The sequence below is a fragment of the uncultured Aliivibrio sp. genome, assembly GCF_946479765.1.
Taxonomy (GTDB): domain Bacteria; phylum Pseudomonadota; class Gammaproteobacteria; order Enterobacterales; family Vibrionaceae; genus Aliivibrio.
This window is the reverse complement of the sequence record NZ_CAMLHO010000022.1, coordinates 18,829-35,026: the sequence shown is the minus strand read 5'-3', so window position 1 is coordinate 35,026 and position 16,198 is coordinate 18,829. Positions and strand designations below refer to the sequence as shown.

Below are 16,198 nucleotides of genomic sequence, written 5' to 3'. Positions count from 1 at the left end.
GTCTTATTTCGCCGTTTCACGATTTAGATAAAGAAGAATGCCATTAAGAGACATAATAAACACAAGTAGAACAACACCTGTTGCATATAGAGCACTGGCATGAATGCCACTTGCATAGGACATCTCAATGGCAATGTTTGCGGTTAATGTACGAGCTGAATCTAAAATACCTTCAGGCATGGCAGGGGCGTTCCCCATTACCATGATGATTGCCATGGTTTCACCTAATGCACGAGCGATACCGAGGATAACCCCGGTCATGATGCCTGAACGAGCGGCAGGAAGAAGAATGCGGAAAATAGTGAATATTTTTGAAGCGCCAAGCGCTAAAGAACCTTCTTTATAGGTAGCTGGTACTGCTCTAATTGAGGTTTCAGAGACGGTAATTACCGTAGGAAGAATCATTACACCGAGTACAATGATACCTGCAAGAATAGTGTTACCTGCGGGTACTTGGAATATGTCTTGAATAAGAGGAACAATGATAACAAGCCCGAAGAAGCCATAAACTACAGAGGGAATGCCAGCAAGAAGTTCAACGGCAGGACGAATAATGTCTGCAACACGTTTTGGGGCAATCTCAGCAATGAAGATGGCGGTTAAGATCCCAACAGGTACACCGACTAACACTGCGCCAAATGTAGACACAACAGACGCTACAATCATAGTGAATACGCCATAAAGTGCTGGTGGTAACCAATCTTGTCCTAAAATAATGCCACTAACACCAGCTTGTTGAAATGCTGGGATACTTTCTTTAATAATGAAGTAGGCGATTGTCGCTAGAGAAAGCGTACCAATCACGGCACAACTTAGAAATAAAGCGTGGAAGATACGCTCTCTCCAATCGACTCGCTTTTTTGTTCTAAGTGGGCTGAGTGAGCCTTTTTCTTTATTTAGTGTATTTTGATTATTCATTGCGATGGTCATAATAAACACTCACATGCCGAAAAATTCGAAATGGAAAAATGCCTAACCTTCGCAGGTCAGGCAATAAAAAGGTAGAAATTAGTTCACTGAGATGTAGCCGTTCTTTTCAACTAGGTTTTGAGCGGTTTCAGCGGTCATCCAGTTTAGGAATTTTTGTGCTTCTGCTGATGGTTTGCCTTCACGATATAACACAAGGAAAGGACGAGATACTTTGTATGTGCCATTTTTAATGTCAGCAACACTTGGTTCTACGTTATCAATAGCCAGGGCGTGAACAGAGTTATCAACGGTGCCTAGAGAGATATAACCAATTGCGTATGGGTTACTTGCAACCATTGTTTTTAGCGCGCCGTTACCATTTGCAACTTGAGCTCGTTGAGAGATAGCCGATACTGTCATGCCTGAGATTTTTTTCTTAAGGCTCATGATATCTTCGAATGCGCCACGAGTACCAGAGGCTGTATCACGCGTGATAGCAACGATTGGCTTGTCTTCACCGCCCACTTCTTTCCAGTTTTTTACTTCGCCTTTATAGATAGCAGTAACTTGCTCTGACGTTAGGCCTTTAAGTGTATTGCTTGGGTTAACTACAACCGCAATACCGTCGTGTGCAACCACTAACTCTTTTAATGTTGCTTCTTTTTCTGATGATTTAAGGTTACGTGATGACATGCCTAAATCAGCAGATCCATTTTTTGCCGCCTTTACACCCGCTGAAGAGCCAGGTCCTTGAACTTCGATATATACGTTTGAATGTTCCTTCATGTAAGTTTCAGAAAACACTTCCATAAGAGGGGTCACGCTGCTTGAACCAACGGCAGAAATAGTTTCTTTCGCTGATGTTGGTAATGCTACTACTGAACTCAGAATTGCTAGTGCGCCGATAACTGACTTTTTCATTTTCATTTCCTTTATGAGGCATACGTGCCGGATTAAGTTGACGAAGCCACTTTAGAAAATTTATGTGACAGTAATATTTCAGTTTTCTTAAAAGTGTATGACAAAAGGAAAATGTGAGAATGTGTCTTAAGCGCATTTTTTATTTCTATTTGTTTTTAATAGAGATTTTTATTTTTAGAATAAAAAAAGGCGATGAACCTTATTAGGGTCACCGCCTTTATTAAATAAATGAACGTGTTTTTAGTGGCTGCAAATAGAACAATTAGGCATTTTTGCTAGCTTCATTTCACGCCAACTCATAGAAAGTGCATCTAACATAAGTAATTTACTGATTAATGGTTGGCCATAATTCGCTAATACTTTAATCGCTTCTAGCGCTTGGGTTGCCCCAATGATCCCAACAACAGGTGACATTACTCCCGCTTCTACACAGGTAAGTGCTTGTTGACCAAATAAACTGCTTAGGCATTGATAGCAAGGCTCGTTATCTTGATAAGTATAAACGCTTACTTGACCTTCCATTCGAATCGCGGCACCAGATACAAGCGGTGTTTTAGATTCAAAGCATAAACGATTAAGTTGATTACGAGTATCTACGTTGTCTGTACCATCTAAAACCAGATCATGATCTGCAATAAGTGAACGCAATTCATCATCAGATAAGCGCTTATCAAACGTATCAATCTGGCAATGAGGATTAATGCGATTTAATGCCATTTTTGCAGAGATGACTTTTTTCTCACCAATCGTCTCATCACAATGCAGCACTTGACGCTGTAAGTTAGAGAGCTCGACGGTATCGTCATCGACAAGAGTGATCTTTCCTATCCCTGCGGCTGCTAGGTATTGACTTGACGCACAGCCTAAGCCTCCAGCACCAATAATAAGTATTGAGCTCTCTTTTAAGCGTTCTTGGCCATCAAAATCAAAGTTGCGTAAAATGATTTGACGGTTATAACGTAGCATTTCTTGATCGGTTAATTCAGTCATTGAAAATACTCTTAATATAGAGAGGAATTAAACAATTCAATAGTGACCATTTCACCGGCTTCAACACGGCCACGTTCTCGCTCTAGTACCACAAAGCAGTTAGCCATGCTCATTGAACTAAACGCGCCAGAGCCTTGGTTGCCTGTGGTTGCTACTTCAAACTGACCTTGAGCATTAATAGAGTAAATACCACGTTGGTAATCAGTACGGCCTGGGCGTTTTTTAAATAGAGTCGTTGCAACGGCAGGAATCGCTTTTGGAGCTTCCCACTGCGTATGACCTGCTAATTTCGCTAACATTGGTTGTACTAATACGTACATGGTTAGCATGGCAGAAACAGGGTTACCCGGTAAGCCACAGAAATAAGAGTCTGGTAAATTACCAAATGCGAAAGGTTTACCTGGTTTTATTGCTAGTTTCCAGAAACCAATTTGGCCAAGTTCATCTAGAATGTCTTTTGTATAATCTGCTTCACCGACGCTTACGCCACCCGAAGTAACAACGACATCCGCTTCTTTATCTGCTTTTAAGAACACTTCTTTTAGTGTTTCAGGACAGTCAGGAATGATGCCTAAATCAATGGCTTCACAACCAAAGCGTTCGATGAGCACTTTGATACCATAGCGGTTACTGTCATAGATCTGACCATCTTCTAGTGGCTGACCTAGTGGTTTAAGCTCATCGCCTGTCGAGAAGAAAGCCACTTTTGGTTTATTAACTACTGGAATATTATTAATGCCTAACGAGGCAATCAAGGGAATATCACGCGGCGTTAAGCGGTGACCTTTTGCTAACACCGTTTGACCTTGAGCAACATCGTCACCAATTGGGCGAATGTTGGTCTGTGGTTTAACATCAGCTAAAGCAAGATCAAAGGTAATGTTACCTTCTGAATCAGACGTCAGTTCTTGCATAATGACAGCATCGCAACCTTCAGGGATTTTTGCGCCTGTCATGATACGAATGGTTGTTTTCTCTGGCCATTGACCTTCAAAAGGAGTGCCTGCAAAAGATTTACCAGCTAGAGGTAGTGTTAAAGAGTGTTCTAAATCAGAGATACGAACGGCATAACCATCCATTGCAGAGTTAGCAAACGGAGGAACATTGATTGGTGAACAAATGTCTTCAGCCAATACAAAGCCAATTGCGTCAGCTAATGCTAATGTGCTTGTTGATGAAATAGGAGAAACTTGAGATAAAAGGGTCTCTAAAGCGGTTTCTACTGGGATCAAACCTTGAGTTGCGCAGCAATCCATCATGGTACTCTCTAGATTAATAGTAATAATGACAGAACATTACCATATTTTGCCTAATAACATCTAATAGACCTAGTAAAATCAGGGTGTATTTCTGTCACAGAGCGGGTATCCTTAGCGAAGTTCAATTGATTATGGAATTTGGAGTATACGATGTCATCACTCAGTGAATCAGCCATATTAGTACGTGACGCTCTCGTTGCGCGTGGTCTTGAGACGCCAATGAAGGAAAATGGAATTAGTCGCGAAGAGAAAAAAGAACGTATAGAAGAACACATGCGTGAAATCTTAACGTTATTAAGCCTCGATCTTACTGATGATAGTTTAGAAGAAACACCTCATCGAATTGCGAAAATGTACGTAGATGAAATTTTTTCTGGTTTAGATTATACAAACTTCCCAAAGATCACTGTAATTGATAATAAAATGAACTGTGATGAAATGGTACGAGTTAACGACATTACTCTTACTAGTACTTGCGAGCATCATTTAGTTACGATTGATGGTAAAGCAACGGTAGCTTATATTCCTCGTCAAAAAATTATTGGCTTATCAAAGATTAACCGTATTGTTCGTTTCTTTGCGCAACGCCCTCAAGTTCAAGAGCGCATGACTCAACAGATTTTAGTTGCACTGCAAACATTACTTGGCAGTGATGATGTGGCGATAACGATGGAAGCGACGCATTATTGTGTTAAATCTCGCGGCGTTATGGATGCAACGAGCAGTACAACAACTACTGCGCTTGGTGGTATTTTTAAGCGAAATCCAGCAACACGACATGAGTTTTTAAGCGGTATTCGTTAATAGAATATGGTATTAAAAAGCCCGCTACTTAATGATTTAAGTGGCGGGCTTTTTTCTGTTTGTTTAATACTAATTTACGGGGCTTAGTATTATTAAAGCAGTGGGCTGAACATAGAGAAGAAGCGTTCAGTAAAGCGATGAGGTAAATTTCGCTGTTGCCATACAGCTAGTTCGATAGGGGTCGATTGTTCTAGATAACCGTTTAAAACCCAAGCTAGTTGTTTGGTAAATTCAGGATCATCAACAATCAAACTCACTTCAAAATTTAACCAGAAGCTACGCATATCTAAATTAACCGTTCCAATAATACAATGGCTGTTATCAATAACTACGGATTTGGTATGTAATAAGCCGCCATTAAATTCATAAATATGAACGCCTGCTTTTAGTAGGGTTTCAAAGAAAGATTTAGAGGCCCAGCTAACCATTAAAGAATCATTCTTTTTAGGCAAAATTAGCTTAACTTCAACGCCACGGTGAGCAGTGGTTCGTAATGTATGAAGTAATATTTCACTAGGCACAAAATAAGGAGTAGTGATTGTGATAGAGGTTCTTGCTTGGTTAATTGCAGTAATTAATACTTGTTGAATAATATCATCAGGCATCCCCGGGCCAGATGGAACCACTTGAGTGGTATGGTTGAATGGATCTATTGAAATAGGGCATTCAGGCAGTGCAGGTAACTCTCGAACGCCTGTTTCTACTTCCCAATCCCATGCGTGAATCGTATTCAAAACGGCTACATTTGGTCCTGTTAGACGGACCATAACATCCACCCATTGACCGACACCTGAATTTTGTTTGAAGTATTGAGGATCAACCAAATTCATAGAGCCTGTGTAAGCAATCATATTATCGATTACGACGATTTTACGATGCAGGCGCAGATCTAATCTTCTAAGGAACATACGAAAAGGACTTACACTCAACGCCTCCACAACATTAACGCCTGAATCTCTAAGTAGCTTAGGCCAGTGGCTTTTGAAAAAATCGATACTTCCTGCAGAATCCAAAAGAACATTAACAGTGACACCTCGTTTTGCTGCTTTTATTAACGCACTCGCAACACTGTCAGCTAAGCCGCCATGATGCCAAATGTAGAACTCCATATTGATTTCGTGCTCTGCTTGTTCAATATCTCGAACAATAGCGGTTAGGATTTCTGATGGTGTATTTAACAATGAAAGAGTATCGCCACTTAATGCAGGAATGCCTAATCGATTCGAGCAGAGATTATGAATGGCTGAAATTCGATGAGAGATGGAATGAGGCTGATGATGCTGACAATGATGAACTTGCGCAAACCATTCTTCGTAAGGGCTAAACATGGCTTTGGCTCGTTCACCACGTGTCCGACCAAGGTTTAGTTCACCAATTAAGAAATACGCGATTACTCCCAGTACCGGAATAATATAGATGATCATTAACCAAGCTAAAGAGACACCAACAGGCCTTGGCTTAAATACAACACGTATGGTTACGCCTGCAACAAGTAGCCAGTATAAGATAAAACCAATAAGAGTAAGTGCTTGATAAAATTTATCCATTAGCCTTCATCGCAGAAATAATAAGTAGATCTCTATTAAATCAGGAGTTGTAGGAAAAGAGTAGGTAGGGAAGGAAATATTTACAAAATAAAGCCTATTGATGTTTTTGTAAGCAATTGAGTTAAAAGATAGAGCTATACGTTAAAAAAAATAACATAAGGGGTTCCAATTTTATTCCTAAACTGGTTTACTTGCAATATTGAGTGTTAACTAACCTTTTTATAAGTGTATACATTTTTATACACCACTTTAATGCTCATATACAAACACAGTGCATATACAATAATACAGAATATTTGGAGAATTGTGGCTATGAATAATACCACTAAACCCCGTGATACCTGGGGTTCAAAATTAGGATTTGTAATGGCAGCGGCAGGTTCTGCTGTGGGTCTAGGTAATATTTGGAAATTTCCGTATACAGCGGGTGAGAATGGTGGTGGTGCATTTGTTGCTATTTATCTATTCTTTGTGATTTTTATTGGTTTTAGCGTGATGTTGACTGAGTTTGCTATCGGTCGTCGTACTCAAAAATCTGCGGTAGGTGCGTTTAAATCTATCGATCGTCGTTGGACATTTGCTGGCGTTATTGGTGTAGTCAGTGGTCTTTTGATTATGGGTTTTTATCCAGTCGTTGGTGGTTGGGCGATTGCCTACATTGCTAAAGTAGGGACGGGTCTTTTAAATACGCCTGAAACTATTGGTGACAGCTTTGGTGCTTTCATTTCTAACCCAATAGAACCACTTATGTGGATGGGTTTATATCTACTTTTAAATGTCGTCATTGTAATTAAGGGTATTTCTGGTGGTATAGAGAAAGCTGGAAAGCTACTAATGCCTCTATTATTCTTGATATTAGTTATTGTTTCAGTGAAGGGACTTATGCTTCCTGGCGCAATGGCTGGTCTTGAGTTTTTGTTCAGTCCTGACTTTTCTAAGATTGATAGCAATGTAATTCTTGCGGCGTTAGGCCAAGCATTCTTCTCTCTATCTCTTGGTATGGGTTGTATGATGACTTACGGCTCTTATCTGAAGAAAAAAGAAAACCTTGTACAAACAACGGCGATGGTAACAGCAATGGATACTGGTGTTGCTATCCTTGCTGGTGTTGCAATGTTCCCTGCAATGTTTGCATTTGGTATGGCACCAACTGCTGGACCTGGTCTAGTGTTTGTTGTAATACCTCAAATATTTGCAGAGATGGGCGGCGTAATTGGTATTTTACTTGCTTTACTGTTCTTTATTGGTTTAAGTGTTGCAGCATTAACTTCTTCTGTGTCTCTACTCGAAGTTGTCGTGTCTTACTTAATCGATGAAAAAGGTTTCTCACGTGTTAAAGCGGTTATTGTTTCAAGTACAGTAATGGCTATTTTATGTGTATTTGCGTCATTATCTTTAGGCGGTCTTGGTCCAATGCTGTTTGATACTGGTGCATTCGATATCTTTGATTTATTAACCGATAAGATATTCCTAGCGGTTGGCGGTATGTTGGTATGTATCTTCGCTGGTTGGAGACTGAAGCGTGAAGATCTTGAAGATGAAATTACAAATGGCGGTGAAGTGAAATTCCCACTGTTTGGTCTATGGTACACATTAGTTAAATATATTATCCCTGTTGCTATTGCAATCGTTGCATTTATGGGTATTTCATCAGGGTTTGATGGTGGAAAAGGTCCAATCATGCTGCTAGGTGTTGCTATCATTGCGGGTTCTGCGCTTATCTCTAAGAAGTTCTAAACTGAGATAAAACAGTAATAAATACATAGAGTAATATAAAATATAAACGAGAGTCTTATGGCTCTCGTTTTTTTGGTTAACTCAATCAAAATAAAAAAGCCTAATACGAATATCAGGCTTTAATGTATTTAAATGTAGAAGGTGTGGTTCATTCAATGTCACCATCGATGTAATACCATTTACCATTTTCTTTTAGAAAACGAGAATGCTCTTTTAGTTGATGCAGTTGACCATTTTCAGAGTAGCTTGCTTTAAAAGAAACAAAACCTTCATTATCTGTTTTATTAGAGAGGTGTGAAGAAATTACTTTCAGTTTACGCCAGTTAAGCTCAATGGATTCTTCTATGCCGTCTTTAAATTCTTGTGCATTACAAGAGGGGTGATAGGTATCAATTATATATTGAGTTAATCGTTTTACATGCGCACTGTAACGTGAACGCATTAATAGTTCTGGTGTTTTTGCCAATTCATGATTGTTGTGAATTGGTTCACAACAGATTGAATAGTTTTTTTTGCTGCCACATGGACAATGACTAATTTTAGACATAATTAATAACCTAGTTTGCCATCTCGTCTACCCATTCAGCAGATTCGTTATAACAGGTAGAAAACTCTTCCTCGGTAATTTTTAAAATAGCACAGCATTTAGATACCATCGTCCAGTTCGCTTTTTCATAGCTTTCAATCGCTAAAATAAGCTTCCCAAGAGCGCCTTTACGTTCTGTTAGGGCCAATTTTATTTCGGTAGAAATAGGTAAATACTGAATCAAACTGTTCAACGGCTGATCTAATAATGGCTCTAGAAGCGAGAATAGGCCGACTAAAAATGCTTGGCTTGGTTCAAGATTTATATTTGTTTTTGTTACGATCAGCTCACAGAGTTTAGCACGGTGAACAGATAACGTATAAAGCGATTGGGGCTTATGTTCAGTTGCATGAGCGATGGCAACCAAAGAAACGAATTGACGCAACTTGGTTTCACCTAAATAAACTAAAGCTTGTTTAAAAGAACTGATCGGTTGATCAATTATTGATGAAGAATTAACAAAGCGTAATAGTTTATAAGAGAGCGAGACATCTTGAATTAAGTATTTTTCAACGGCTTGAAAATCAACGCTTGGCGCAGAGATCTCTTGATAAAGTTTCATAATAGAGAGTTGATTTGGTTGCATTGCACGTTGTTGTAGCATTTCAGGTTTACTAAAAAAGTAGCCTTGAAAATAAATGAATCCAGCGGCTTTTGCTTCTTCAAACTCTTCATAGCTCTCTACTTTTTCAGCTAAAAAAGAGATGTTGTATTTTTCGCAATGGCGAATAAATAACTTAGCTTTTAAAATAGGGATAGTACGAATATCAAATTTGATTATGTCAATATAAGGAAGAAAGGGTGTCCATTCAGGGCTTGGCTCAAAGTCATCAAGTGCTAATTTATAGCCACTTTTAGAGAGTATTTTAATAGCATTGAGTAGCTCTTGGTTTGGTATGCAATCTTCAAGAATTTCAACGACTAAATTATTTGAATTAAAGAGAGTTGGTACTAGATTAATTAAACTTTGTTGAGGGAAATTAACAAAGCCCAACTTATCATTAGTTGCATTGCATTGGGAACTGAGAAAATGGTCTGATAATAATCGACTTGTTGCTTCTTCTGCTTCTATTGCAGGAAACGTATTTTTTGGCCCATCACGGAACAATAATTCGTAACCAATCGTATTTTTTTTCAAATCTAAGATAGGTTGACGAGCAACATATGAGTACATAAAAAGTTATTCTCTACAGCGTATTGAATCGAAATTAGGCTTATCATAATCCGTTTATCGAAAAAAAACTATGACTCACTTCATCCAGGGGATAAAGGGTGCCTATTAATGTGATTTATTTAAAAGTTTTATTGTGAAGTGTGTATTTATTGTTCGTATATTCAAGAATAGATCCTTGTGTATACCAGTCCCCAAGAACAATACGGATCATATCTTGGTTATTATGACTAAAAGTATGGGTGTCTGGGCGATGAGTATGTCCGTGGATCAGTCTTTTTACACCTTCTTCTGACATGACCTTTTCAACTTCACTTTGGGTCACATCCATGAGCGTTAATGCTTTATGCTGTTTTTTTTCTTTGATTTTATCTTGTACATTTTTAACGATGCGCTGGCGAATGAAGAGCGGGATGCGATTAAATACCCATTGTAACCATGGTTGGTGAACTTTAGCGCGAAACTCTTGATATTTGATGTCATCAATACAGAGTGTATCGCCGTGCATGATCAGTACTTTTTCACCATCTATATCAATAACAGTATGGTCATTTAAAAGTTGTACGCCCGTTTCTTTACAAAAACGTTTATTCAATAAGAAATCACGATTTCCTTGAATGAAATAGCATTCTACACCTTGTTGATTTAATGCTTTAAATGCATTTTTAATGACACCATTAAATGATGAATCATCATCATCGCCAATCCAGAATTCAAATAAATCACCTAATACATAAAGCTTTTCTGCATGAATTGCGTCATTGCTCATAAAGTCGAGGAAGCAATCGGTGATATCAGGTCTAAGAGGGGATAGGTGGAGATCAGAGATAAATAATATAGTCATAAAATGCTTTTTTATAAGGAAGATGTCAGCTCTGGATTTAGAGCTGACATAAAAATAGAATTATTCTGTAATTGTAGTACCAGTGATGAATACTTCTTCAACTGGAACATCTTGGTGTACGTAACCGTAATTACCAGTTGCAACACCTTTGATTTTGTCTACTACGTCCATGCCGTCAACAACTTCAGCAAATACACAGTAACCCCAACCATCTACAGACTCTGATTTAAAGTCTAAAAATTTGTTGTCATTAACGTTGATGAAGAACTGAGAACTAGCAGAATGCGGTTCCATAGTGCGAGCCATCGCTAATGTGCCTACTTTATTGTTTAGGCCATTGTTTGCTTCGTTTTTGATTGTTGCACGACTAGTTTTTTCTTCAAGACCAGAAGTCATGCCGCCGCCTTGAACCATAAAGCCATCAATTACACGGTGGAAAAGAGTGTTGTCGTAGAAACCTTCTTGACAGTATTGTAAGAAGTTCGCACAAGTTGCTGGTGCTTTATCTTCGTGAAGTTTAACTGTGATGTCACCAAAAGATGTGTGAAGGATGATCATGAAATTACCTTTGTAATTGTATTTAAATAGAAATTGATTTTACCTAAGATTAAGGAGGATCTACAGGGAATTTTCTTGCTATCATTACTTAATATAGGTTTAATAGCCTTTATATATCCTTTAAACAAATAATGAGTAAAAAAAGAGCATGTTGAAAATATATAACTCACTTACACGTCAAAAAGAAGAATTTAAACCAATTACCGAAGGCAAAATCGGTATGTATGTGTGTGGGGTTACGATTTACGACTTGTGTCATATCGGTCATGGTCGTACGTTTGTCTCTTTTGATGTAATTTCTCGTTATTTACGTTTTTTAGGTTACGATCTTACTTTTGTTCGTAACATTACCGATATTGACGATAAAATTATTAAGCGTGCCGCAGAGAATGGCGAAACGTGTGATGCGTTAACTGAACGTTTGATTGCTGATATGCATGCTGATTTTGATGCGCTAAATATGAAGCGCCCAGATATTGAACCAAGAGCAACAGAATACATCACTGAAATTGTAGAATTAGTTGAGCGTTTAATTGAGCGTGGCTTTGCTTATGTTGCCTCAAATGGTGATGTAATGTTTGAAGTTAAAAAGTACGACGAATACGGTCGTCTTTCTCGCCAAGATCTTGAGCAACTCCAAACAGGCTCTCGTGTAACAATTGAAGAAGCAAGCGTAAAACGTAGCGGTATGGACTTTGTGTTATGGAAAATGTCTAAACCTGGAGAACCAACGTGGGAATCTCCATGGGGAGCGGGCCGCCCTGGTTGGCACATTGAATGTTCTGCAATGAACTCTTCAATTTTAGGTAATCATTTTGACATTCATGGTGGTGGTTCTGATCTAATGTTCCCACATCACGAAAATGAAATTGCGCAATCGTGTTGTGCTCATGACTCTAAGTATGTAAATACTTGGATGCATAGTGGTATGGTGATGATTGATCGTGAAAAGATGTCTAAGTCATTAGGCAACTTCTTTACTATTCGTGACGTATTAGCACATTACGATTCAGAAACGGTTCGTTACTTTTTAATGTCTGGTCATTACCGTAGTCAATTAAATTACAGTGAAGACAATTTAAATCAAGCTCGTGCATCGCTAGAGCGTTTGTACACTTCGTTACGTGGTCTTGATTTAACCATTGCCGCTGCTGGTGGTGAAGAGTTCGTGACACGTTTTTCGACGGCAATGAATGATGACTTCAATACACCAGAGGCTTACTCTGTACTGTTTGAAATGGCTCGTGAAGTTAATCGCTTAAAAACAGAAAGCATTGAAGCGGCCTCTAAGCTTGGTGCATTAATGCGTGAATTAGCAGAAGTGCTGGGTTTATTATCACAAGATCCTGAAGCTTTTTTACAAGGTGAAAGTGGTAGCGATAATGAAGTGGCAGAAATAGAGGCTTTAATTAAAGCACGTAATGATGCTCGTGCGGCAAAAGATTGGGCAGCGGCTGATGCGGCTCGTGATGCGATCGCAGCATTAAATATTATTTTAGAAGATGGCCCTGAAGGGACAACTTGGCGTCGTAAATAGTATCAACAGTTTTATATAAAGGGCTGGTTTTTCCAGCCTTTTTTATTACCAAATTTTTGAACTTTAATAGAGGACACATTTGTGGCTCAGATGTACTTTTATTACTCAGCAATGAATGCGGGTAAATCAACAACACTTCTTCAATCGTCTTTTAATTACCAAGAACGCGGAATGAACCCTGCGATTTTTACCGCGGCTATTGATGACCGATATGGCGTGGGAAAAGTGAGTTCTCGTATTGGCCTAGATGCCGATGCGCATTTATTTAATACAGACATGGATATGTTTGAAACGATTAAAACACTCCATGAAGCAAAAAAAATTCATTGTGTATTAATCGATGAGTGCCAATTTTTAACGAAAGAACAAGTTTACCAATTAACAGAAGTCGTTGATAAATTGCATATCCCAGCGTTATGTTATGGCTTACGTACTGATTTTTTAGGTGAGCTATTTGAAGGCAGTAAGTATTTATTATCATGGGCTGATAAATTAGTTGAGCTAAAAACCATTTGTCACTGTGGTCGCAAAGCGAACATGGTTATTCGTACCGATGAGCATGGTGTTGCGATAGCGGACGGTGATCAAGTGGCGATTGGTGGTAATGAATTATATGTCTCCGTTTGCCGAAATCATTATAAAGAAGCACTAGGTAAGTAATTACGTTTAGTTCTAATTGATAAAAAAGTAAGGCCAAATTCAATTTCATGAATTTGGCCTTTTTGTTAGTGATATAGAAGGATATTAGTTACAAGTAGAAATACCTACTTCTTTCCATACTCCCCATTCACCAGAAGTTGATGGAGCATTACCTTGAGTCCACCATTTTGCTTCCCATGTTTTTCCAGCTTGAGATACTTGATCGCCACCAGTGTAAACCGCTGTTGCATCCCATGCATTGTCACAAGTTACAGGCGGTTCTCCTGCATCTTTTAGCACAATAACACTTACTGTTTCTGTATTTGATGCTTGGCCATCATTCGCTGTTACTGAGAATGAAAGCGGAGTATCTACCGTATAAGAACCAGCAATAAAGGTGACTGTAGACCCTGTAACCGTAGCATCTATTCCTGATGGAACTGCCCACGTAAACGTTAGAGGGTCACCTTCTGCATCAGTAGAAGAAGAGGCATCTAGCGTCACTAGATCCCCTTTATTAACCGAACTTGGTGCAATAATCACAGCTACTGGTGGGGTATTAACCAGCTCAGTTCCTTTAACCGTTACGACTACAGAGACTGAATCAGAAGCTGTTACGCCTTTATCATCCGTTACCGTTAAGGTGAATTGAAGAGTTTCAGATTGAATAAAACCATCAGTTACAAAACTAGCATTAACCGTATTTTGATTACTTAACGCTACAGCTGGTCCAGAGATTTGAGTCCAAGCATAAGATGCGATGGTTCCATCACTGTCTGATGATAATGAACCATCAAGTTGAGCTATTGCTGGAGCGGTTACCGCAATATCGACGCCAGCATTAGCAATTGGTTTTTTATTCGCAGGAGGGGTTACCGTTCCACCAGCAAGCCCTTCTTGCATTGCATTTAGAATGTCACCATTATCTGCATCGATTTCCCATGCAAATAAACCACCTAAACCGAGTGAACGAACATACTCACCTTTAGCTAATACCGACTTCTTATTATCGTAAGTAACAAGATCACCATTACTAGGATCATAAGCATAAGCGGCTTGAGCGACTTCATCATAACCAACTTCAACACCGGCTTTATCTACGTAGCGAGTGACGACATCTTTGTAATCAATAACGCCTGCTTCCCAAGAGCCTGCAACTTTACCATTACCAACGCCTGTCATTGGGTTTGTCGGGTCAGTCATGCTTTCACGTGTCACGCCAGTCCAACCACGAGCATACATACCAGCACCAACAACCAGTTTATTAGCATCAACACCTTGCGCTAGCAATAAATCGATAGCATTAGATATAGTATAAGCTGGGCCTTTTCTAGGTTCGCCTCTATCGTCTAACCCTGTGCCATCACATTCACCTTGTGACATATGTGAACCACAATAAATGGCAGTTTGATGTCCAACGACGTTATTCCAGCCACCGAAGAAATCATAAGTCATGGCAAAAATGTAGTCCATGTATTGAGAGGCTGCTGCATAATCAACATCTTCAATTTTATCGTAACCAGCCCCAATCGCAGAGGTTAGTTCATAAGTTTTTCCTGTTTCAGCACTTAACTCATCAAGCATAGCTCTCAGCTCTTGCATTAAAGCAACATAAGCAGGGCCATCATTTACAGGGTCACCACCGGTCGAACTTGCACCATCGCCGCCAGGGAATTCCCAATCAATATCTACGCCATCATAGAATTTCCATGTTTTAAGGAATTGCTTAACAGAAGAAACAAAGATGTCACGTTTAGATTTATCAACAAAGTCATAGAAAGGGTCTGATAAAGTCCAACCGCCAATAGAAGGAACAATTTTTAGGTCTGGATAGCGTTGTTTAAGAGCCATCATTTGACCATAAGTCCCTTTATAAGGTGTGCTGTGGACATGACCTGATTGAGGTTGTGGCATTTGTACTGCTGCCCATGGGTCATGGATAACCACTTCATAATCAGGTGTGCCAGCACAAGCACGGTTTAGAGCCGCTAAACTATTGCCACTTTCAATTTCACCTAAAGAGGGGTTAGGACCACAAATTGGTACGAAGCCATAGAGGATATGAGTGAGATTTTGAGCCGGGATCTGATCAACTGCAAATTTACGTCCATAAACGCCCCATTCAACAAAATAAGCACCTGATACCATTCCTTCTGGTGTTGTGTAATTTCCATTTGTTGGGTCAATATTCATTGGGAGGGGATCTAAATGACTACCATCGGTATCAGCCACGATAATCGACTTAGCATCACTGGTGCTACACTCTTCTGTTGCGACTGTCCCATTACACAATTGAACTGTCATCGAATATTGGCCACCTTGTCTCACTTGGAGAACGGTAGAGGCTTTTTGTGAGGCGGTTGCTGCAATCGTTTCTTCATGAACGACAACCCCATTTAATAGAACTCGCCATACTTCCGCGGATTCTCCAGACCACCTGTCCCATGTTACAGGTACTTCTGCAAACTCTTTTACCGTGACAAGATTTTTATATGATGTGGCGGCTTGGTCTACTTCAATAATGGCAAAATCAGTTTCCATCCAAGAAATAATGGCTTGTCCTGGAGTTGCTGCATAAGTTGGGGCTGAGAGGGCAAGAGTAATTGCCGCGGAGCACAGTCCCAGTTTATTTTTAAACATAAATAACATCCTTGATTGATTAATCCAGTTGGATTACAGCTGAAATACTCAGCTCT

Annotated in this window: 14 protein-coding genes; 4 read left to right on the top strand and 10 right to left on the bottom strand. The window is 39.4% G+C overall.

The window, feature by feature from the left end; translation table 11 throughout:
- Positions 1-3 precede the first annotated feature (3 nt).
- The 4 genes from pstC to moeA all read right to left on the bottom strand — a co-directional run bounded on the left by pstC (position 4) and on the right by moeA (position 4,076).
- Positions 4-930: a phosphate ABC transporter permease subunit PstC gene (pstC, locus tag Q1K78_RS10055; RefSeq protein ID WP_300177693.1), complete on the bottom strand. Its 927-nt coding sequence runs from the start codon at positions 928-930 to the stop codon at positions 4-6.
- Positions 931-1,008: 78 nt separating this feature from the next.
- Entirely contained in the window at positions 1,009-1,830 is an 822-nt protein-coding gene (locus Q1K78_RS10050; RefSeq protein WP_300177690.1) for a phosphate ABC transporter substrate-binding protein, read from the bottom strand.
- Positions 1,831-2,070: 240 nt separating this feature from the next.
- Positions 2,071-2,820 carry a molybdopterin-synthase adenylyltransferase MoeB gene (gene moeB / locus Q1K78_RS10045; RefSeq protein WP_300177687.1) on the bottom strand — a complete coding sequence of 250 codons (750 nt, stop codon included), beginning with the start codon at positions 2,818-2,820 and terminating at the stop codon, positions 2,071-2,073.
- 11 nt (positions 2,821-2,831) lie between these two features.
- The gene (gene moeA, locus Q1K78_RS10040) at positions 2,832-4,076 is read right to left on the bottom strand and encodes a molybdopterin molybdotransferase MoeA (RefSeq protein ID WP_300177784.1); all 1,245 of its coding nucleotides are present in this window, start codon (positions 4,074-4,076) and stop codon (positions 2,832-2,834) included.
- Between the two features lie 153 nt (positions 4,077-4,229).
- Here moeA and folE point away from each other — a divergent pair, with 153 nt between their 5' ends.
- The gene (gene folE / locus Q1K78_RS10035) at positions 4,230-4,883 is read left to right on the top strand and encodes a GTP cyclohydrolase I FolE (protein WP_300177684.1); all 654 of its coding nucleotides are present in this window, start codon (positions 4,230-4,232) and stop codon (positions 4,881-4,883) included.
- A gap of 92 nt (positions 4,884-4,975) precedes the next feature.
- Here folE and cls read toward each other — a convergent pair whose 3' ends face one another.
- Positions 4,976-6,430, bottom strand: a complete 1,455-nt coding sequence (gene cls / locus Q1K78_RS10030; RefSeq protein WP_300177681.1) for a cardiolipin synthase — start codon at positions 6,428-6,430, stop codon at positions 4,976-4,978.
- A gap of 306 nt (positions 6,431-6,736) precedes the next feature.
- Here cls and Q1K78_RS10025 point away from each other — a divergent pair, with 306 nt between their 5' ends.
- Positions 6,737-8,167 carry a sodium-dependent transporter gene (locus Q1K78_RS10025; RefSeq protein ID WP_366899818.1) on the top strand — a complete coding sequence of 477 codons (1,431 nt, stop codon included), beginning with the start codon at positions 6,737-6,739 and terminating at the stop codon, positions 8,165-8,167.
- A gap of 148 nt (positions 8,168-8,315) precedes the next feature.
- Here Q1K78_RS10025 and Q1K78_RS10020 read toward each other — a convergent pair whose 3' ends face one another.
- The 4 genes from Q1K78_RS10020 to Q1K78_RS10005 form a co-directional block, all read right to left on the bottom strand.
- Complete coding sequence (locus Q1K78_RS10020) at positions 8,316-8,714, bottom strand: YchJ family metal-binding protein (protein WP_300177675.1); 399 nt, start codon at positions 8,712-8,714, stop codon at positions 8,316-8,318.
- Positions 8,715-8,724: 10 nt separating this feature from the next.
- Positions 8,725-9,927 carry an HDOD domain-containing protein gene (locus Q1K78_RS10015; RefSeq protein ID WP_300177673.1) on the bottom strand — a complete coding sequence of 401 codons (1,203 nt, stop codon included), beginning with the start codon at positions 9,925-9,927 and terminating at the stop codon, positions 8,725-8,727.
- A 115-nt stretch (positions 9,928-10,042) separates the two neighbouring features.
- Positions 10,043-10,768, bottom strand: coding sequence for a UDP-2,3-diacylglucosamine diphosphatase (gene lpxH, locus Q1K78_RS10010; RefSeq protein ID WP_300177670.1), 726 nt, complete (start codon positions 10,766-10,768; stop codon positions 10,043-10,045).
- A 60-nt stretch (positions 10,769-10,828) separates the two neighbouring features.
- Positions 10,829-11,326: a peptidylprolyl isomerase gene (locus tag Q1K78_RS10005; protein WP_300177667.1), complete on the bottom strand. Its 498-nt coding sequence runs from the start codon at positions 11,324-11,326 to the stop codon at positions 10,829-10,831.
- Positions 11,327-11,474: 148 nt separating this feature from the next.
- Between Q1K78_RS10005 and cysS the strand changes: the two genes are divergently transcribed.
- Positions 11,475-12,863, top strand: a complete 1,389-nt coding sequence (gene cysS / locus Q1K78_RS10000) for a cysteine--tRNA ligase (RefSeq protein WP_300177664.1) — start codon at positions 11,475-11,477, stop codon at positions 12,861-12,863.
- Between the two features lie 81 nt (positions 12,864-12,944).
- Positions 12,945-13,523: a thymidine kinase gene (locus Q1K78_RS09995; RefSeq protein ID WP_300177661.1), complete on the top strand. Its 579-nt coding sequence runs from the start codon at positions 12,945-12,947 to the stop codon at positions 13,521-13,523.
- Between the two features lie 84 nt (positions 13,524-13,607).
- Here the strand turns inward: Q1K78_RS09995 and Q1K78_RS09990 are convergent, their stop codons facing one another.
- Positions 13,608-16,142, bottom strand: a complete 2,535-nt coding sequence (locus Q1K78_RS09990; RefSeq protein ID WP_300177659.1) for a glycosyl hydrolase family 18 protein — start codon at positions 16,140-16,142, stop codon at positions 13,608-13,610.
- Between the last annotated feature and the right edge of the window lie 56 nt (positions 16,143-16,198).